This window comes from Enterobacter sp. SA197 (assembly GCF_054131575.1).
Genome location: NZ_CP096393.1, coordinates 4,516,721 through 4,531,943 on the forward strand (window position 1 = coordinate 4,516,721; position 15,223 = coordinate 4,531,943).

Annotated in this window: 30 protein-coding genes; 1 reads left to right on the plus strand and 29 read right to left on the minus strand. The window is 50.2% G+C overall.

Annotated elements, in window-relative coordinates:
- Positions 1-14: 14 nt before the first annotated feature.
- The 26 genes from rpsD to rpsJ form a co-directional block, all read right to left on the minus strand.
- Positions 15-635, minus strand: a complete 621-nt coding sequence (gene rpsD, locus M1D91_RS21145) for a 30S ribosomal protein S4 (RefSeq protein WP_437434294.1) — start codon at positions 633-635, stop codon at positions 15-17.
- Positions 636-668: 33 nt separating this feature from the next.
- Entirely contained in the window at positions 669-1,058 is a 390-nt protein-coding gene (rpsK, locus tag M1D91_RS21150; RefSeq protein ID WP_260861814.1) for a 30S ribosomal protein S11, read from the minus strand.
- Between the two features lie 16 nt (positions 1,059-1,074).
- Positions 1,075-1,431, minus strand: a complete 357-nt coding sequence (gene rpsM / locus M1D91_RS21155; protein WP_437434295.1) for a 30S ribosomal protein S13 — start codon at positions 1,429-1,431, stop codon at positions 1,075-1,077.
- A gap of 146 nt (positions 1,432-1,577) precedes the next feature.
- Positions 1,578-1,694: a 50S ribosomal protein L36 gene (gene rpmJ / locus M1D91_RS21160; protein WP_000868187.1), complete on the minus strand. Its 117-nt coding sequence runs from the start codon at positions 1,692-1,694 to the stop codon at positions 1,578-1,580.
- Between the two features lie 30 nt (positions 1,695-1,724).
- Positions 1,725-3,056 (minus strand): preprotein translocase subunit SecY, encoded by a 1,332-nt coding sequence (gene secY, locus M1D91_RS21165; protein WP_437434296.1) that lies wholly within the window; start codon positions 3,054-3,056, stop codon positions 1,725-1,727.
- A 7-nt stretch (positions 3,057-3,063) separates the two neighbouring features.
- The gene (rplO, locus tag M1D91_RS21170; protein WP_437434297.1) at positions 3,064-3,498 is read right to left on the minus strand and encodes a 50S ribosomal protein L15; all 435 of its coding nucleotides are present in this window, start codon (positions 3,496-3,498) and stop codon (positions 3,064-3,066) included.
- A 3-nt stretch (positions 3,499-3,501) separates the two neighbouring features.
- Positions 3,502-3,681, minus strand: coding sequence for a 50S ribosomal protein L30 (gene rpmD, locus M1D91_RS21175; protein WP_004846568.1), 180 nt, complete (start codon positions 3,679-3,681; stop codon positions 3,502-3,504).
- A gap of 3 nt (positions 3,682-3,684) precedes the next feature.
- Positions 3,685-4,188, minus strand: a complete 504-nt coding sequence (gene rpsE / locus M1D91_RS21180; RefSeq protein ID WP_004106339.1) for a 30S ribosomal protein S5 — start codon at positions 4,186-4,188, stop codon at positions 3,685-3,687.
- A 14-nt stretch (positions 4,189-4,202) separates the two neighbouring features.
- Positions 4,203-4,556, minus strand: coding sequence for a 50S ribosomal protein L18 (rplR, locus tag M1D91_RS21185; RefSeq protein ID WP_000358960.1), 354 nt, complete (start codon positions 4,554-4,556; stop codon positions 4,203-4,205).
- 9 nt (positions 4,557-4,565) lie between these two features.
- Positions 4,566-5,099: a 50S ribosomal protein L6 gene (gene rplF / locus M1D91_RS21190; protein WP_437434298.1), complete on the minus strand. Its 534-nt coding sequence runs from the start codon at positions 5,097-5,099 to the stop codon at positions 4,566-4,568.
- A gap of 12 nt (positions 5,100-5,111) precedes the next feature.
- Positions 5,112-5,504 (minus strand): 30S ribosomal protein S8, encoded by a 393-nt coding sequence (rpsH, locus tag M1D91_RS21195; RefSeq protein ID WP_437434299.1) that lies wholly within the window; start codon positions 5,502-5,504, stop codon positions 5,112-5,114.
- Between the two features lie 30 nt (positions 5,505-5,534).
- A complete protein-coding gene (gene rpsN, locus M1D91_RS21200; protein ID WP_013099026.1) occupies positions 5,535-5,840 on the minus strand; it encodes a 30S ribosomal protein S14 in 306 nt (101 codons plus the stop codon).
- 14 nt (positions 5,841-5,854) lie between these two features.
- Positions 5,855-6,394: a 50S ribosomal protein L5 gene (gene rplE, locus M1D91_RS21205; RefSeq protein ID WP_437434300.1), complete on the minus strand. Its 540-nt coding sequence runs from the start codon at positions 6,392-6,394 to the stop codon at positions 5,855-5,857.
- A gap of 14 nt (positions 6,395-6,408) precedes the next feature.
- On the minus strand, positions 6,409-6,723 hold the full coding sequence (rplX, locus tag M1D91_RS21210) for a 50S ribosomal protein L24 (RefSeq protein WP_139538945.1): 315 nt from the start codon (positions 6,721-6,723) through the stop codon (positions 6,409-6,411).
- Positions 6,724-6,733: 10 nt separating this feature from the next.
- On the minus strand, positions 6,734-7,105 hold the full coding sequence (gene rplN, locus M1D91_RS21215; RefSeq protein ID WP_035344535.1) for a 50S ribosomal protein L14: 372 nt from the start codon (positions 7,103-7,105) through the stop codon (positions 6,734-6,736).
- Between the two features lie 168 nt (positions 7,106-7,273).
- Entirely contained in the window at positions 7,274-7,528 is a 255-nt protein-coding gene (gene rpsQ, locus M1D91_RS21220) for a 30S ribosomal protein S17 (protein WP_002438707.1), read from the minus strand.
- A complete protein-coding gene (gene rpmC / locus M1D91_RS21225; RefSeq protein WP_097164997.1) occupies positions 7,528-7,719 on the minus strand; it encodes a 50S ribosomal protein L29 in 192 nt (63 codons plus the stop codon). The genes rpsQ and rpmC overlap by 1 nt, the downstream gene beginning before the upstream one ends.
- Complete coding sequence (gene rplP, locus M1D91_RS21230) at positions 7,719-8,129, minus strand: 50S ribosomal protein L16 (protein ID WP_007369814.1); 411 nt, start codon at positions 8,127-8,129, stop codon at positions 7,719-7,721. The genes rpmC and rplP overlap by 1 nt, the downstream gene beginning before the upstream one ends.
- Positions 8,130-8,141: 12 nt before the next feature.
- Positions 8,142-8,843: a 30S ribosomal protein S3 gene (gene rpsC, locus M1D91_RS21235; protein WP_000529945.1), complete on the minus strand. Its 702-nt coding sequence runs from the start codon at positions 8,841-8,843 to the stop codon at positions 8,142-8,144.
- A gap of 17 nt (positions 8,844-8,860) precedes the next feature.
- Entirely contained in the window at positions 8,861-9,193 is a 333-nt protein-coding gene (rplV, locus tag M1D91_RS21240; RefSeq protein ID WP_002919773.1) for a 50S ribosomal protein L22, read from the minus strand.
- A 14-nt stretch (positions 9,194-9,207) separates the two neighbouring features.
- Positions 9,208-9,486 carry a 30S ribosomal protein S19 gene (gene rpsS, locus M1D91_RS21245; RefSeq protein ID WP_001138115.1) on the minus strand — a complete coding sequence of 93 codons (279 nt, stop codon included), beginning with the start codon at positions 9,484-9,486 and terminating at the stop codon, positions 9,208-9,210.
- Positions 9,487-9,502: 16 nt separating this feature from the next.
- Complete coding sequence (gene rplB, locus M1D91_RS21250; RefSeq protein WP_039076813.1) at positions 9,503-10,324, minus strand: 50S ribosomal protein L2; 822 nt, start codon at positions 10,322-10,324, stop codon at positions 9,503-9,505.
- A gap of 17 nt (positions 10,325-10,341) precedes the next feature.
- On the minus strand, positions 10,342-10,644 hold the full coding sequence (gene rplW / locus M1D91_RS21255; RefSeq protein WP_004868363.1) for a 50S ribosomal protein L23: 303 nt from the start codon (positions 10,642-10,644) through the stop codon (positions 10,342-10,344).
- Positions 10,641-11,246 (minus strand): 50S ribosomal protein L4, encoded by a 606-nt coding sequence (gene rplD, locus M1D91_RS21260; protein WP_003031119.1) that lies wholly within the window; start codon positions 11,244-11,246, stop codon positions 10,641-10,643. Before rplD ends, rplW begins: the two co-directional genes overlap by 4 nt.
- 10 nt (positions 11,247-11,256) lie before the next feature.
- A complete protein-coding gene (gene rplC / locus M1D91_RS21265; protein ID WP_023479430.1) occupies positions 11,257-11,886 on the minus strand; it encodes a 50S ribosomal protein L3 in 630 nt (209 codons plus the stop codon).
- A gap of 32 nt (positions 11,887-11,918) precedes the next feature.
- Positions 11,919-12,230, minus strand: a complete 312-nt coding sequence (gene rpsJ / locus M1D91_RS21270) for a 30S ribosomal protein S10 (protein WP_001181005.1) — start codon at positions 12,228-12,230, stop codon at positions 11,919-11,921.
- 369 nt (positions 12,231-12,599) lie between these two features.
- Between rpsJ and M1D91_RS21275 the strand changes: the two genes are divergently transcribed.
- Positions 12,600-13,085, plus strand: a complete 486-nt coding sequence (locus M1D91_RS21275; protein WP_437434301.1) for a prepilin peptidase — start codon at positions 12,600-12,602, stop codon at positions 13,083-13,085.
- On the opposite strand, the gene bfr is transcribed toward M1D91_RS21275, so the two are convergent.
- From bfr to tuf, 3 genes are all read right to left on the minus strand, one after another.
- Positions 13,069-13,545, minus strand: a complete 477-nt coding sequence (bfr, locus tag M1D91_RS21280; protein WP_437434302.1) for a bacterioferritin — start codon at positions 13,543-13,545, stop codon at positions 13,069-13,071. The two genes, M1D91_RS21275 and bfr, sit on opposite strands and share 17 nt — an antisense overlap.
- Positions 13,546-13,617: 72 nt before the next feature.
- On the minus strand, positions 13,618-13,812 hold the full coding sequence (bfd, locus tag M1D91_RS21285; RefSeq protein ID WP_039076808.1) for a bacterioferritin-associated ferredoxin: 195 nt from the start codon (positions 13,810-13,812) through the stop codon (positions 13,618-13,620).
- A 171-nt stretch (positions 13,813-13,983) separates the two neighbouring features.
- The gene (tuf, locus tag M1D91_RS21290) at positions 13,984-15,168 is read right to left on the minus strand and encodes an elongation factor Tu (protein WP_457975828.1); all 1,185 of its coding nucleotides are present in this window, start codon (positions 15,166-15,168) and stop codon (positions 13,984-13,986) included.
- Positions 15,169-15,223: the final 55 nt, after the last annotated feature.

Sequence of the window (15,223 nt, forward strand, 5' to 3'; positions counted from 1 at the left end):
TTTGGTACTAAGCTTTACTTGGAGTAAAGCTCGACGATCAGGTGTTCGTTAATGTCCGCAGACAGATCAGAACGCTCTGGCTTACGCTTGAACGTGCCTTCCATCTTGCCAGCATCAACTTCCAGCCAGGTTGGCTTTTCACGCTGCTCAGCCAGCTCCAGAGCGGCTTTCACGCGAGACTGCTTTTTCGCTTTCTCACGAATGCTAACAACGTCATTCGGACTAACCTGATAAGAAGCGATGTTAACAACACGACCGTTTACCATAATCGCTTTGTGGCTAACCAGCTGACGTGATTCAGCACGAGTTGCGCCGAAGCCCATACGGTATACAACGTTGTCCAGACGACCTTCCAGCAGAGCCAACAGGTTTTCACCGGTGTTGCCTTTCAGACGTGCTGCTTCTTTGTAGTAGTTACGGAACTGACGCTCCAGCACACCGTAGATACGGCGAACTTTTTGCTTTTCACGCAACTGCACACCATAGTCAGACAGACGCGGTTTACGCGCACCGTGCTGGCCAGGAGCTTGTTCAATTTTACACTTGGTATCGATCGCGCGAACGCCAGACTTAAGGAATAAGTCGGTGCCCTCACGACGGCTCAGCTTGAGCTTAGGACCCAAATATCTTGCCATTTTCTTTCTCCAACAAACCTGGAAAACGAAGCGTTATACGCGACGTTTCTTCGGCGGACGACAACCGTTATGAGGGATCGGAGTCACATCAGTAATATTAGTGATGCGGAAACCAGCGGCGTTCAGTGCGCGAACAGTAGATTCACGACCCGGACCCGGACCTTTAACCATAACTTCCAAGTTCTTGATGCCGTATTCTTTCACGGCGTCAGCGCAACGCTCTGCTGCAACCTGAGCTGCGAACGGAGTAGATTTACGCGAACCACGGAAACCGGAACCACCGGCTGTTGCCCAACCCAGCGCGTTACCCTGACGATCGGTAATGGTAACGATGGTGTTGTTAAAAGAAGCATGGATATGAGCCACGCCATCAGAGACTTGTTTTCTTACACGTTTACGTGCACGAATTGGTGCCTTTGCCATTATTCAATCACCCCGATTATTTCTTGATCGGTTTGCGCGGACCCTTACGGGTACGTGCGTTGGTCTTGGTACGCTGACCGCGAACCGGGAGACCACGACGATGACGCAAACCGCGATAGCAACCAAGATCCATCAGGCGCTTGATGCTCATGCTGATTTCACGGCGCAGATCACCTTCAACGACAAATTTGGCAACTTCGTCACGCAGCGTGTCGATTTGTTCTTCAGACAGCTCACTGATCTTAACATTCTCAGCGATACCCGCAGAAGCCAGGATGGCTTTAGAACGGGTCTTGCCGACGCCATAGATCGAAGTTAATGCGATCACAGCATGTTTCTGATCAGGAATGTTAATGCCTGCTATACGGGCCACTATGCACTCCTATAATTTCACTTGCACGCACCATGCTGAAAAGCCCGTTTTCAGGATACTCAAATGGATACGTACAGACATACAAAAGATTGGCTGGCTAATCTAGCCAGCTCAACCCAACTTTGCAAGAAAAATATGCGAAATAATCAGCCTTGGCGCTGTTTATGCTTCGGCTCGGCACTGCAAATCACACGGATGACACCATCACGCTTAACGATTTTGCAGTTACGGCATAATTTCTTGACGGAAGCACGAACTTTCATTTTTACTCTCCGTAACTTCTCAGGCGACCATTAACGGCCGTAGCCTTTCAGGTTCGCCTTCTTCAATGCAGACTCGTACTGACTAGACATCATTAGAGTTTGCACTTGAGCCATAAAGTCCATAATCACGACTACAACGATAAGCAGGGAAGTCCCACCGAAGTAGAACGGTACTTTCATTGCATCACGCATGAACTCCGGGATCAGGCAGATAAAAGTAATATAAAGCGCACCGACCAATGTCAGACGAGTCATTACCTTATCGATATACTTCGCCGTTTGCTCTCCCGGACGAATTCCTGGTACAAATGCACCGGACTTCTTCAGGTTATCTGCTGTTTCACGCGGGTTGAAAACCAACGCCGTGTAGAAGAAACAGAAGAATATGATTGCAGACGCATAGAGTAACACATAAAGCGGTTGTCCAGGCTGCAAATACAGCGAAATTGTTGTCAGCCAGTTCCAACCGGTACCGCCCCCGAACCATGACGCGATGGTCGCAGGGAACAGAATAATACTGGAAGCAAAAATAGCCGGGATAACCCCCGCCATATTCACTTTCAGCGGTAAATGTGTGCTCTGTGCAGCATAGACACGACGACCTTGCTGACGTTTGGCGTAGTTCACCACAATGCGGCGTTGACCACGTTCAACAAAGACAACAAAGAACGTCACTGCAAATACTAATACTGCAACCAACAGCAACAGGAGGAAGTGCAGGTCGCCTTGACGCGCTTGCTCGATAGTGTGGGCAATGGCTGGCGGGAGTCCCGCAACAATACCAGCGAAGATAATAATCGAGATACCGTTACCGATACCACGTTCAGTGATCTGTTCGCCGAGCCACATCAGGAACATGGTTCCTGTAACCAGACTAACAACAGCGGTGAAATAGAATGCAAAGCCTGGGTTCATAACCAGACCTTGCATACCAGGCATATTCGGTAAACCGGTAGCAATACCGATTGACTGGAATATCGCCAGCACCAGAGTACCGTAGCGGGTGTACTGACTAATCTTACGACGTCCGGACTCCCCTTCTTTCTTTAACTCTGCCAACGCCGGATGAACGACGGTCAGCAGCTGGATAATAATCGATGCCGAAATATACGGCATGATACCCAGTGCAAAGATAGAAGCACGGCTGAGTGCACCACCAGAGAACATGTTAAACATTTCAATGATGGTGCCTCGCTGTTGCTCAAGCAGTTTGGCAAGTACAGCGGCATCAATACCAGGGATCGGAATAAAAGAGCCAATACGGAACACAATAAGCGCACCGATTACAAACAACAGTCTGCGTTTCAGCTCGCCTAAGCCACCTTTGGCACTTTGAAAATCTAATCCCGGTTGTTTAGCCATCTGCTACTTATTCCTCGATTTTACCGCCAGCAGCTTCGATAGCAGCACGAGCGCCTTTAGTCACACGCAGGCCACGAACAGTTACCGGAGTAGAAACTTCACCAGACAGAATCACTTTCGCGAACTCAATCTGAATACCGATAATGTTTGCTGCTTTCAGCGTGTTCAGGTCAACTACGCCGCCTTCTACGCGAGCCAGATCAGACAGACGAACTTCAGCTGTGATCATTGCTTTGCGCGAAGTAAAACCGAATTTCGGCAGACGACGGTACAGAGGCATCTGACCACCCTCGAAACCGCGACGTACGCCACCGCCAGAACGAGAGTTCTGACCTTTGTGACCACGACCACCGGTTTTACCGAGACCGGAACCGATACCACGACCCAGGCGTTTGCCCGCTTTTTTAGAGCCTTCGGCCGGAGACAGAGTATTTAAACGCATCTCTTACTCCTCAACTTTAACCATGTAGGAAACCGCGTTGACCATACCACGAACAGCGGGAGTATCCTCACGCTCTACGGTGTGACCAATACGACGCAGACCCAGGCCAAGCAGCGTTGCCTTGTGTTTAGGCAGACGACCGATTGCACTGCGGGTTTGAGTAATTTTAATAGTCTTTGCCATGGTTTATTTCCCCAGAATTTCTTCAACGGATTTACCACGCTTGGCAGCGACCATTTCTGGAGAATTCATATTTTCCAGGCCATCAATAGTTGCACGAACCACGTTAATCGGGTTGGTGGAACCATATGCTTTAGCCAGAACGTTATGAACCCCAGCGACTTCCAGGACGGCGCGCATTGCACCACCGGCAATAATACCGGTACCTTCGGAAGCCGGCTGCATGAATACACGAGAACCCGTGTGAACACCTTTAACCGGGTGTTGCAGGGTGCCGTGGTTCAGCGCGACGTTAATCATATTGCGACGGGCTTTTTCCATCGCTTTCTGGATCGCTGCTGGAACTTCACGCGCTTTACCGTAACCAAAACCAACGCGACCGTTACCATCGCCAACTACAGTCAGAGCTGTGAAGGAGAAAATACGACCACCTTTTACGGTTTTAGATACGCGGTTAACCGCGATCAGCTTTTCCTGCAGTTCGCCAGCCTGTTTTTCGATGTGAGCCATCTTACACCTCTACCTTAGAACTGAAGGCCAGCTTCACGGGCAGCATCTGCCAGTGCCTGGACACGACCATGATATTGGAACCCGGAACGGTCAAAGGACACATCTTTGATGCCTTTTTCCAGAGCGCGTTCAGCAACAGCTTTACCGACAGCTGCTGCGGCGTCCTTGTTACCGGTGTACTTCAATTGTTCAGCGATAGCTTTTTCTACAGTAGAAGCAGCTACCAGAACTTCAGAACCGTTCGGTGCAATTACCTGTGCGTAAATATGACGCGGGGTACGATGTACCACCAGGCGAGTTGCACCCAGCTCCTGGAGCTTGCGGCGTGCGCGGGTCGCACGACGGATACGAGCAGATTTCTTATCCATAGTGTTACCTTACTTCTTCTTAGCCTCTTTGGTACGCACGACTTCGTCGGCGTAACGAACACCCTTGCCTTTATAAGGCTCAGGACGACGGTAGGCGCGCAGATCTGCTGCAACCTGACCGATCAGCTGTTTATCAGCGCCTTTCAGCACGATTTCAGTCTGAGTCGGGCATTCTGCAGTGATACCGGCTGGCAGCTGATGCTCAACAGGGTGAGAGAAGCCCAGAGACAGGCCTACTGCATTCCCTTTGATCGCCGCACGATAACCTACACCAACCAGCTGCAGCTTCTTAGTGAAGCCTTCGGTAACACCGATAACCATTGAGTTCAGCAGGGCACGCGCGGTACCAGCCTGAGCCCATCCATCCACGTAACCATCACGCGGACCGAAGGTCAGAGCATTATCTGCATGTTTAACTTCAACAGCATCGTTGAGAGTACGAGTCAGCTCGCCGTTTTTACCTTTGATCGTAATAACCTGACCGTTGAGTTTTACATCAACGCCGGCAGGAACAACGACCGGTGCTTTAGCAACACGAGACATTTTTTCCTCCGATTAGGCTACGTAGCAGATAATTTCGCCACCAAGACCAGCCTGGCGCGCTGCACGATCAGTCATAACACCTTTAGAGGTAGAAACAACCGCGATACCCAGACCAGCCATAACTTTAGGCAGCTCATCTTTTTTCTTATAGATGCGCAGGCCTGGGCGGCTGACACGCTGAATGCTTTCTACAACAGCTTTGCCCTGGAAGTACTTAAGTGTCACTTCCAGTTCAGGCTTGGTGTCGCCTTCAACTTTAAAATCTTCGATAAAACCTTCATCCTTCAGCACGTTGGCAATAGCCAATTTCAGCTTGGAGGAAGGCATAGTGACCGCAGCTTTGTTCGCGGCCTGACCGTTACGGATACGGGTCAGCATATCCGCGATCGGATCTTGCATGCTCATCTGTCTTTACTCCCGTGATTCAATTGGTAATTACCAGCTAGCCTTTTTCAAGCCTGGTACTTCACCGCGCATGGCGGCTTCACGCAGCTTAATACGGCTCAACCCGAACTTGCCCACATAACCATGTGGACGACCTGTTTGACGGCAGCGGTTACGCTGACGAGACGGGCTGGAATCACGCGGCAGAGTTTGCAGCTTGAGAACTGCGTTCCAACGATCTTCGTCGGAAGCGTTCACATCAGAGATGATCGCTTTCAGTTCAGCGCGTTTAGCGAAGAATTTATCAGCTAAAGCTACGCGCTTTACTTCGCGTGCTTTCATTGATTGCTTAGCCATTCAGTAACCCTACCTTACTTGCGGAACGGGAAGTCAAAGGCAGCCAGCAGAGCACGGCCTTCTTCGTCAGATTTCGCAGTAGTGGTAATGGTAATATCCAAACCACGCACGCGGTCGACTTTATCGTAGTCGATTTCTGGGAAGATGATCTGCTCACGGACACCCATGCTGTAGTTACCACGACCGTCGAAAGACTTAGCGGACAAGCCACGGAAGTCACGGATACGCGGTACAGCAATAGTGATCAGGCGCTCAAAGAACTCCCACATGCGTTCGCCACGCAGAGTTACTTTACAGCCGATCGGATAGCCCTGACGGATTTTGAAGCCTGCAACAGATTTGCGTGCTTTGGTGATCAGCGGTTTTTGACCGGAGATTGCTGTCAGATCAGCTGCTGCGTTATCCAGCAGTTTCTTGTCAGCGATCGCTTCACCAACACCCATGTTCAGGGTGATCTTCTCGACCCGAGGGACTTGCATGACAGAATTGTAGCTAAACTCAGTCATGAGTTTCTTAACTACTTCGTCTTTGTAGTAATCATGCAGTTTCGCCATCGTACTACTCCAAATTACTTGATAGTTTCGCTGTTAGACTTGAAGAAACGGACTTTTTTGCCGTCTTCGAATCTAAAGCCTACACGGTCAGCCTTGCCGGTTGCCGTATTGAAGATTGCAACGTTAGAAACCTGAATAGCAGCTTCTTTTTCAACGATGCCACCCGGTTGGTTCAGAGCCGGTACAGGCTTCTGATGTTTTTTAACCAGGTTGATACCTTCAACAATGAGCTTGCCGGAAGACAAGACATTCTTAACTTTACCGCGCTTACCTTTATCTTTACCGGTAAGAACGATAACTTCGTCATCACGACGGATCTTCGCTGCCATGATTCGCTCCTTAAAGTACTTCTGGTGCCAGAGAGATGATTTTCATAAACTTCTCAGAACGAAGTTCACGAGTTACCGGCCCAAAAATACGCGTACCGATAGGTTGCTCGCTGTTATTGTTCAAAAGAACACAAGCATTACCATCGAAGCGAACGACAGAACCGTCAGGGCGACGAACACCCTTCCTGGTGCGCACCACTACCGCCTTCAGCACATCACCTTTTTTGACCTTACCACGCGGAATTGCTTCTTTGATGGTGATCTTGATGATGTCGCCTACGCCTGCGTAGCGACGGTGCGAGCCACCCAGAACCTTGATACACATTACGCGACGTGCACCGGAGTTGTCGGCGACGTTCAGCATAGTCTGTTCTTGGATCATTTCAGTGCTCCGCTAATGTCAACTACTACTGAAGACCCTCTAAATCAGGGTCGTTAAAAAGCCCCATATCGGGGGCGCGGCATTATAACACCGCTTCTCAGATATGGGTAGAAAAAATAAACGGCTCACTGCTGAGCCGTTTATTTATTTTGAGAAGGGGGTGCTGTATTACAGAACCGCTTTCTCTACAACGCGAACCAGGGTCCAGGACTTAGTCTTGGACAGTGGACGGCATTCACGGATTTCAACCTTGTCGCCGATACCACATTCATTGTTCTCGTCATGTACGTGCAGTTTGGTCGTACGCTTGATGAATTTACCGTAGATCGGGTGTTTCACAAAACGTTCGATAGCTACAACAATGGATTTCTCCATTTTGTCGCTAACAACACGACCTTGCAGAGTACGGATTTTATCGGTCATTACGCACCCGCCTTCTGAGTCAGTAAAGTCTTAACACGTGCGACATTACGACGCACTTGCTTCAACAGATGAGTCTGTTGCAGCTGGCCACTTGCAGCCTGCATACGCAGGTTGAACTGCTCACGCAGCAGGTTAAGCAGCTCGGTGTTCAGCTCTTCAACGCTCTTTTCACGCAGCTCGTTTGCTTTCATTACATCACCGTCTTAGTTACAAAGGTGGTTTTAATCGGCAGTTTTGCTGCTGCCAGCTCGAAGGCTTCACGGGCCAGCTCTTCCGGAACGCCGTCCATTTCATACAGGACTTTACCCGGTTGAATCAAGGCAACCCAATACTCCACGTTACCTTTACCTTTACCCATACGAACTTCCAGCGGCTTCTCGGTAATCGGCTTGTCCGGGAATACACGGATCCAGATTTTACCTTGACGCTTAACAGCACGAGTCATTGCACGACGTGCTGCTTCGATCTGACGAGCGGTCAGACGACCACGGCCAACAGCTTTCAGACCGTAAGTGCCGAAGCTCACATCCGTGCCCTGCGCCAGACCACGGTTGCGGCCTTTGTGCACCTTACGGAATTTTGTACGCTTTGGTTGTAACATCAGCGACGCTCCTTATTTACGGCCTTTACGCTGCTGCTTTTTCGGTTGCGCAGCCGGTTTTTCCGGTTGTTCAACAGCAGCCATACCACCCAGGATCTCGCCTTTGAAGATCCATACCTTAACGCCGATTACACCGTAAGTGGTGTGCGCTTCAGAGGTGTTGTAGTCGATGTCAGCACGCAGAGTGTGCAACGGTACGCGACCTTCACGGTACCATTCGGTACGTGCGATTTCCGCGCCGCCCAGACGGCCGCTAACTTCAACTTTGATACCTTTAGCGCCAAGACGCATTGCGTTCTGTACAGCACGCTTCATCGCACGACGGAACATAACGCGACGTTCCAGCTGAGAAGTGATGCTGTCAGCAACCAATTTAGCGTCAAGTTCTGGTTTACGAACTTCGGCGATATTGATCTGTGCAGGAACGCCAGCGATATCCGCTACGACCTTGCGCAGTTTTTCTACGTCTTCGCCTTTCTTACCGATAACGATACCCGGGCGAGCAGTGTGAATGGTCACACGGATGCTCTTAGCCGGACGCTCGATAACGATACGAGATACGGACGCTTTAGCCAGTTCCTTTGTCAGGTACTGACGTACTTTAAAATCGCTGTCCAGGTTGTCAGCGAATTCTTTGGTGTTCGCGAACCAGGTAGAGTTCCATGGTTTGACAATACCCAGGCGAATACCATTAGGATGTACTTTCTGACCCATTGCTAGTCTCCAGAGTCTCAGCGATCGGACACAACCACAGTAATGTGGCTGGTGCGCTTCAGGATGCGATCTGCACGACCTTTTGCACGCGGCATAATGCGCTTCATGCTCGGGCCTTCGTCTACGAAAATTTTCGCAACTTTCAGATCGTCAATGTCAGCGCCATCGTTGTGTTCAGCGTTAGCAATGGCAGATTCCAGTACTTTCTTGACCAATACCGCAGCTTTCTTGTTGGTATAGGTCAGGATGTCCAGGGCCTGCGACACTTTCTTACCGCGAATCAGGTCAGCAACAAGGCGAACCTTCTGAGCAGAAGAACGAGCATGGCGATGTTGAGCTAAAGTTTCCATCTCTTCCTCCTACCTTATTTCTTCTTCGCTTTTTTATCAGCAGCGTGGCCGCGATAAGTACGAGTCGGTGCGAATTCACCCAGTTTGTGACCGACCATTTCATCGGAAACAAAGACTGGAACGTGCTGACGACCATTATGGACAGCGATGGTCAAACCGATCATGTTAGGAAAGATCGTTGAACGACGGGACCAAGTGCGCAGGGGCTTCTTGTCTCCGCTTTCCACCGCTTTCTCTACCTTCTTCAGCAAGTGCAGGTCAATAAATGGACCTTTCTTGAGAGAACGTGGCATGGCTTATCCTCTAATATTATTTGCTACGGCGACGTACGATAAATTTATCAGTACGCTTGTTGCTGCGGGTCTTCTTACCTTTGGTCTGAACGCCCCACGGAGTTACCGGGTGCTTACCAAAGTTACGACCTTCACCACCACCATGTGGGTGATCGACTGGGTTCATCGCAGTACCGCGAACGGTAGGACGAACACCACGCCAGCGTGCAGCACCAGCTTTACCCAGAACGCGCAGCATATGCTCAGCATTGCCAACTTCGCCCAAAGTAGCGCGGCAGTCTGCTTCGACTTTACGCATTTCACCAGAACGCAGACGCAGGGTGACATAAGCACCATCACGCGCAACGATCTGAACGTAAGTACCAGCGGAACGTGCCAGCTGACCGCCTTTACCTGGTTTCATTTCTACGTTATGAACGGTAGAACCAACCGGGATATTGCGCATCGGCAGGGTGTTGCCTGCTTTGATTGCAGCATCAACGCCAGACTGAATCTGGTCGCCAGCTTTCAGGCCTTTAGGGGCCAGGATGTAACGGCGTTCGCCATCTTTGTACAGAACCAGCGCGATGTTCGCGGAACGGTTCGGATCGTACTCAAGGCGCTCAACAACTGCCGGGATACCATCTTTGTTGCGTTTGAAGTCAACAAGACGGTAAGCCTGCTTGTGGCCACCACCGATATGACGAGTGGTGATACGGCCATTGTTGTTACGACCACCGGATTTGCTGTTTTTTTCCAGCAACGGAGCAAACGGTTTGCCCTTGTGCAGCTCAGGGTTAACCACTTTAACAACGTGGCGACGACCCGGAGATGTCGGTTTACATTTAACAACTGCCATTGTATTACTCCTCCGACTTACTCAGCGCCGCCAACGAAGTCCAGATTCTGGCCTTCTTTAAGGGTGACGTAAGCTTTTTTCCAGTCGCTACGACGACCGATACGCTGTCCGTGACGTTTAACTTTCCCTTTAACTACCAGGGTGTTAACGACTTCGACTTCGACTTCAAACAGTTTCTGCACAGCAGCTTTGATTTCTGCTTTGGTCGCGTCTTTAGCAACTTTGAGAACGATGGTATTTGTTTTTTCCATCGCAGCAGACGCTTTTTCAGAAACGTGCGGTGCGCGAAGCACCTTCAGCAGACGTTCTTCACGAATCATGCCAGCATCTCCTCAACTTGCTTAACAGCATCAGCAGTCATTACGACTTTGTCGAAGGCGATCAGGCTAACCGGGTCGATACCAGTTGCATCGCGTACGTCAACCTTGTGCAGGTTGCGCGCAGCCAGGAACAGGTTTTCGTCCAGCTCACCGGTGATGATCAGCACATCTTCCAGAGCCATGTCTTTCAGTTTCTGTGCCAGCAGCTTAGTTTTAGGCGCTTCTACAGAGAAAGATTCGACAACGATCAGACGATCCTGACGTACCAGCTCGGACAGAATGCTTTTCAGCGCGCCGCGGTACATCTTTTTGTTAACTTTTTGACTGTGGTCCTGCGGACGCGCAGCGAAGGTCACGCCGCCTGAACGCCAGATCGGGCTCTTGATAGAACCTGAACGCGCACGGCCGGTGCCTTTCTGGCGCCACGGCTTTTTGCCGGAACCAGTTACTTCAGCACGAGTCTTCTGAGCACGAGTACCCTGACGAGCACCAGCTGCATAAGCAACAACAACCTGGTGAACCAGCGCTTCGTTGAAATCACGACCGAAGGTAGTTTCGGAAACAGTCAGCGCGCTCTGCGCGTCTTTCAATACTAATTCCATTGCTATCCCCTTACGCCTTCACAGCTGGTTTAACGATCAGGTCGCTACCGGTTGCACCCGGGACCGCACCTTTAACCAGCAGCAGGTTGCGCTCAGCGTCAACACGTACTACGTCCAGGCTCTGAACAGTTACACGTTCGTTGCCCAGCTGACCTGCCATTTTCTTGCCTTTGAACACTTTGCCCGGAGTCTGGTTCTGACCGATAGAACCCGGAACGCGGTGAGACAAGGAGTTACCGTGAGTAGCGTCCTGGGTACGGAAGTTCCAGCGCTTAACGGTACCGGCGAAACCTTTACCTTTAGAGGTGCCAGTTACGTCAACTTTTTTAACTTCAGCAAACAGCTCAACGCTAATGTCCTGACCTACGGAGAACTCTTCACCGTCAGCAAGACGGAATTCCCACAGACCACGACCAGCTTCAACGCCAGCTTTAGCGAAGTGACCCGCTTCCGGTTTGGTCACGCGGTTAGCTTTTTTAGCACCGGTGGTCACCTGGATGGCACGGTAGCCATCGTTAGCCAGATCTTTAACCTGAGTAACGCGGTTTGCTTCAACTTCGATTACGGTTACTGGGATAGAAACGCCATCTTCAGTGAAGATGCGGGTCATACCCACTTTTTTACCGACTAAACCAATCATTGTATCAACCTCTCAATCGCTCGATGACCTGATTAACCCAGGCTGATCTGCACGTCTACACCGGCAGCCAGATCCAGACGCATCAGAGCATCAACGGTTTTCTCAGTTGGCTCAACGATGTCAACCAGACGCTTATGAGTGCGAATTTCGTACTGATCACGCGCGTCTTTGTTGACGTGCGGGGAGATCAGAACGGTAAAGCGCTCTTTGCGAGTTGGCAGCGGGATCGGACCACGGACTTGCGCACCAGTGCGCTTAGCAGTCTCGACGATTTCCGCAGTTGATTGATCGATCAGACGATGATCAAACGCTTTAAGGCGGATACGGATTCTTTGGTTCTGCATGAGACCAGAGCTCCAATTATTTTATAGACGAAAATAATTACTACCCACACCCATTACGATTGATGGGGGAGTGTAATCGTTCTTACGTAGCCCCCCAATTGGGAGCATTGTAGATAGCCAAAAGCGCTACCAGGGTTCTTATCGAACCAGCCGTCAATTACGACAAGCCCGCGCATTATACGTAAATCTGGACTTAACGCAAGAGCAGTGCACAAATTAAACACGACTTCGGCAGGGTGCACAAAATTAATGTCATCCCGCTCCGTGTCCGGCTTTTCCTCTGAAGCAGATGCGTAATCTGTGAAAGAGTGATTTTACTCCCCCTTTTCTTTCGTTGAACCTTAGTGATGTAACAGATAAGGGGGACTCATGGCTACGGCAGCACTATTTTTAACGCTCTATGCTCTCTTGAACGGGTTGTTGGTATGGCAGGATCTCCGCTATGGGTTGCTGCCGGACAGATTTACTTGCCCGCTTCTTTGGTGTGGGCTTGCCTGCGCCAGTACGTTACACGTTGAGGTACTGCCGGAGAAAATCTGGGGAGCAATCGCAGGTTACCTGGGCTTCGCCGCAATTTACTGGGGCCACCGACTGATGCGCGGATTCGAAGGTCTCGGTTATGGTGACGTAAAATTTTTGGCAGCGCTCGGTGCGTGGCACGGATGGCAGCCATTAGGTCTGCTGGTATTTATCGCCGCCTCGCTTGCCTGTGCACTAACGTGCCTCGCCTGTCTGACTTCTCTCCGAGAGCAGGTATTAAAAAACCCGCTACCATTTGGGCCATTTCTGGCTGGCGCGGGTTTAATTACGGGTTATCAGGAACTGTTTCGCGACCTGCTTAGCTCTCAACTTTAATTTGTGATTGCAGGTAGTTCTGCAGACCAATTTTGCTAATCAGTTCCAGCTCGGTTTCCAGCCAGTCGATATGCCCTTCTTCGTCAGCAAGGATTTCAATCATCATATCGCGGCTGACATAGTCATGGACGCTGTCGGAATATGCAATGGCCTCACGCAAGTCTCTGGCACCTTCAAGTTCAAGGCGAAGATCGGATTGCAGCATTTCCTCAACATCTTCACCAATGCCCAGCTTGCCAAGGTCCTGCAGATTCGGGATACCCTCAAGAAATAGAATACGCTCAATGTATTTATCGGCGTGTTTCATTTCATCAATGGATTCATGGTACTCAACATCGTTGAGGCGCATCAGGCCCCAGTTCTTGAACATTCTCGCATGGAGAAAGTATTGATTGATTGCAACAAGCTCATTTCCCAATAACTTATTGAGATAATTTATTACTTTGACATCACCTTTCATTATGTAGTCCCTCCGCTTCCACTCATTGAAGCGTAGAACGGGCTACAGGGATGTCAAAAAAAAGCGGCCGACTCAGGCAGTTTCTTTATATTCCGGGATCTGTAGCAATTCATCCTGCATTATTTCTCGTGCAGCTCTGACGCATTTACCACATTGATTTCCCACGGGAATGAACTTACGCAGTTGCTGAAAAGATTGAGGATGAAACTGGCGTACTGCCTGGCGAATTTTTTTATCGCTCACACCATTACACAAACAAACGTACATGATTACTCCCGCTCAATTAATACACAAAGTGTAAATGAGAATAATTATGATTTCAATAGGGAGCAAACATAAAGCGCCACGAGAATCGTAAGCGCTGATGTAAGAATGGCTTTTTACTGCGCTGCACAAATAAAAAAGGGCGCCAAAGCGCCCTTTTTTCATTAACGCCGATTAAGCGATAACTTTTGCTACCACGCCCGCACCTACAGTACGGCCGCCTTCACGGATTGCGAAACGCAGACCATCGTCCATCGCGATCGGGTGGATCAGGGTTACAACCATTTTGATGTTGTCGCCCGGCATTACCATCTCAACGCCTTCCGGCAGTTCGATGGTGCCAGTCACGTCAGTTGTACGGAAGTAGAACTGCGGACGGTAGCCTTTGAAGAACGGAGTATGACGGCCGCCTTCGTCTTTGGACAGAATGTACACTTCAGATTCGAACTGGGTGTGCGGCTTGATGGTGCCCGGCTTAGCCAGTACCTGACCACGTTCGATCTCTTCACGTTTGATACCACGCAGCAGAACACCTACGTTCTCACCCGCACGGCCTTCGTCCAGCAGTTTGCGGAACATTTCAACGCCAGTACAGGTAGACTTGGCAGTGTCTTTGATACCAACGATTTCTACTTCTTCGCCTACTTTGATGATACCGCGCTCTACACGACCAGTAACAACGGTACCACGACCGGAGATGGAGAATACGTCTTCGATCGGCAGCAGGAACGGCTTGTCAATCGCACGCTCTGGTTCCGGGATGTAAGAATCCAGGTAGCCAGCCAGTTCGATGATTTTCGCTTCCCACTCTGCTTCGCCTTCCAGCGCTTTCAGTGCAGAACCACGAACGATAGGCGTGTCGTCGCCCGGGAAATCGTACTGAGACAGAAGTTCACGAACTTCCATTTCTACCAGTTCCAGCAGCTCTTCGTCATCAACCATGTCGCATTTGTTCAGGAACACGATGATGTAAGGAACGCCTACCTGACGACCCAGCAGGATGTGCTCACGGGTCTGCGGCATCGGGCCGTCAGTCGCAGCAACAACCAGGATCGCGCCGTCCATCTGCGCAGCACCGGTGATCATGTTTTTAACATAGTCGGCGTGGCCCGGGCAGTCTACGTGAGCGTAGTGACGGATTTCGGTATCGTATTCAACGTGAGAGGTGTTGATGGTGATACCACGTGCTTTTTCTTCCGGCGCGTTATCGATCTGATCGAATGCACGAGCCTGGCCACCGTAGGTTTTGGACAGAACGGTAGTGATTGCAGCAGTCAGGGTAGTTTTACCATGGTCAACGTGGCCGATAGTACCGACGTTGACGTGCGGTTTTGTACGTTCAAATTTTTCTTTAGACACGGCTATATTCCTTACTATAGTGCCCCCTCTCTGAGGGGACACGGGACTTTTGGTT

What these genes read in the sequence shown, in the direction of transcription:
- rpsD (WP_437434294.1), bottom strand. Translation starts at nt 635, where the DNA reads ATGGCAAGATATTTGGGTCCTAAGCTCAAGCTGAGCCGTCGTGAGGGC.
- rpsK (WP_260861814.1), bottom strand. Translation starts at nt 1,058, where the DNA reads ATGGCAAAGGCACCAATTCGTGCACGTAAACGTGTAAGAAAACAAGTC.
- rpmJ (WP_000868187.1), bottom strand. Translation starts at nt 1,694, where the DNA reads ATGAAAGTTCGTGCTTCCGTCAAGAAATTATGCCGTAACTGCAAAATC.
- secY (WP_437434296.1), bottom strand. Translation starts at nt 3,056, where the DNA reads ATGGCTAAACAACCGGGATTAGATTTTCAAAGTGCCAAAGGTGGCTTA.
- rplO (WP_437434297.1), bottom strand. Translation starts at nt 3,498, where the DNA reads ATGCGTTTAAATACTCTGTCTCCGGCCGAAGGCTCTAAAAAAGCGGGC.
- rpmD (WP_004846568.1), bottom strand. Translation starts at nt 3,681, where the DNA reads ATGGCAAAGACTATTAAAATTACTCAAACCCGCAGTGCAATCGGTCGT.
- rpsE (WP_004106339.1), bottom strand. Translation starts at nt 4,188, where the DNA reads ATGGCTCACATCGAAAAACAGGCTGGCGAACTGCAGGAAAAGCTGATC.
- rplR (WP_000358960.1), bottom strand. Translation starts at nt 4,556, where the DNA reads ATGGATAAGAAATCTGCTCGTATCCGTCGTGCGACCCGCGCACGCCGC.
- rplF (WP_437434298.1), bottom strand. Translation starts at nt 5,099, where the DNA reads ATGTCTCGTGTTGCTAAAGCACCGGTCGTTGTTCCTGCCGGCGTTGAT.
- rpsH (WP_437434299.1), bottom strand. Translation starts at nt 5,504, where the DNA reads ATGAGCATGCAAGATCCGATCGCGGATATGCTGACCCGTATCCGTAAC.
- rpsN (WP_013099026.1), bottom strand. Translation starts at nt 5,840, where the DNA reads ATGGCTAAGCAATCAATGAAAGCACGCGAAGTAAAGCGCGTAGCTTTA.
- rplE (WP_437434300.1), bottom strand. Translation starts at nt 6,394, where the DNA reads ATGGCGAAACTGCATGATTACTACAAAGACGAAGTAGTTAAGAAACTC.
- rplX (WP_139538945.1), bottom strand. Translation starts at nt 6,723, where the DNA reads ATGGCAGCGAAGATCCGTCGTGATGACGAAGTTATCGTTCTTACCGGT.
- rplN (WP_035344535.1), bottom strand. Translation starts at nt 7,105, where the DNA reads ATGATCCAAGAACAGACTATGCTGAACGTCGCCGACAACTCCGGTGCA.
- rpsQ (WP_002438707.1), bottom strand. Translation starts at nt 7,528, where the DNA reads ATGACCGATAAAATCCGTACTCTGCAAGGTCGTGTTGTTAGCGACAAA.
- rpmC (WP_097164997.1), bottom strand. Translation starts at nt 7,719, where the DNA reads ATGAAAGCAAACGAGCTGCGTGAAAAGAGCGTTGAAGAGCTGAACACC.
- rplP (WP_007369814.1), bottom strand. Translation starts at nt 8,129, where the DNA reads ATGTTACAACCAAAGCGTACAAAATTCCGTAAGGTGCACAAAGGCCGC.
- rpsC (WP_000529945.1), bottom strand. Translation starts at nt 8,843, where the DNA reads ATGGGTCAGAAAGTACATCCTAATGGTATTCGCCTGGGTATTGTCAAA.
- rplV (WP_002919773.1), bottom strand. Translation starts at nt 9,193, where the DNA reads ATGGAAACTTTAGCTCAACATCGCCATGCTCGTTCTTCTGCTCAGAAG.
- rpsS (WP_001138115.1), bottom strand. Translation starts at nt 9,486, where the DNA reads ATGCCACGTTCTCTCAAGAAAGGTCCATTTATTGACCTGCACTTGCTG.
- rplB (WP_039076813.1), bottom strand. Translation starts at nt 10,324, where the DNA reads ATGGCAGTTGTTAAATGTAAACCGACATCTCCGGGTCGTCGCCACGTT.
- rplW (WP_004868363.1), bottom strand. Translation starts at nt 10,644, where the DNA reads ATGATTCGTGAAGAACGTCTGCTGAAGGTGCTTCGCGCACCGCACGTT.
- rplD (WP_003031119.1), bottom strand. Translation starts at nt 11,246, where the DNA reads ATGGAATTAGTATTGAAAGACGCGCAGAGCGCGCTGACTGTTTCCGAA.
- rplC (WP_023479430.1), bottom strand. Translation starts at nt 11,886, where the DNA reads ATGATTGGTTTAGTCGGTAAAAAAGTGGGTATGACCCGCATCTTCACT.
- rpsJ (WP_001181005.1), bottom strand. Translation starts at nt 12,230, where the DNA reads ATGCAGAACCAAAGAATCCGTATCCGCCTTAAAGCGTTTGATCATCGT.
- M1D91_RS21275 (WP_437434301.1), top strand. Translation starts at nt 12,600, where the DNA reads ATGGCTACGGCAGCACTATTTTTAACGCTCTATGCTCTCTTGAACGGG.
- bfr (WP_437434302.1), bottom strand. Translation starts at nt 13,545, where the DNA reads ATGAAAGGTGATGTCAAAGTAATAAATTATCTCAATAAGTTATTGGGA.
- bfd (WP_039076808.1), bottom strand. Translation starts at nt 13,812, where the DNA reads ATGTACGTTTGTTTGTGTAATGGTGTGAGCGATAAAAAAATTCGCCAG.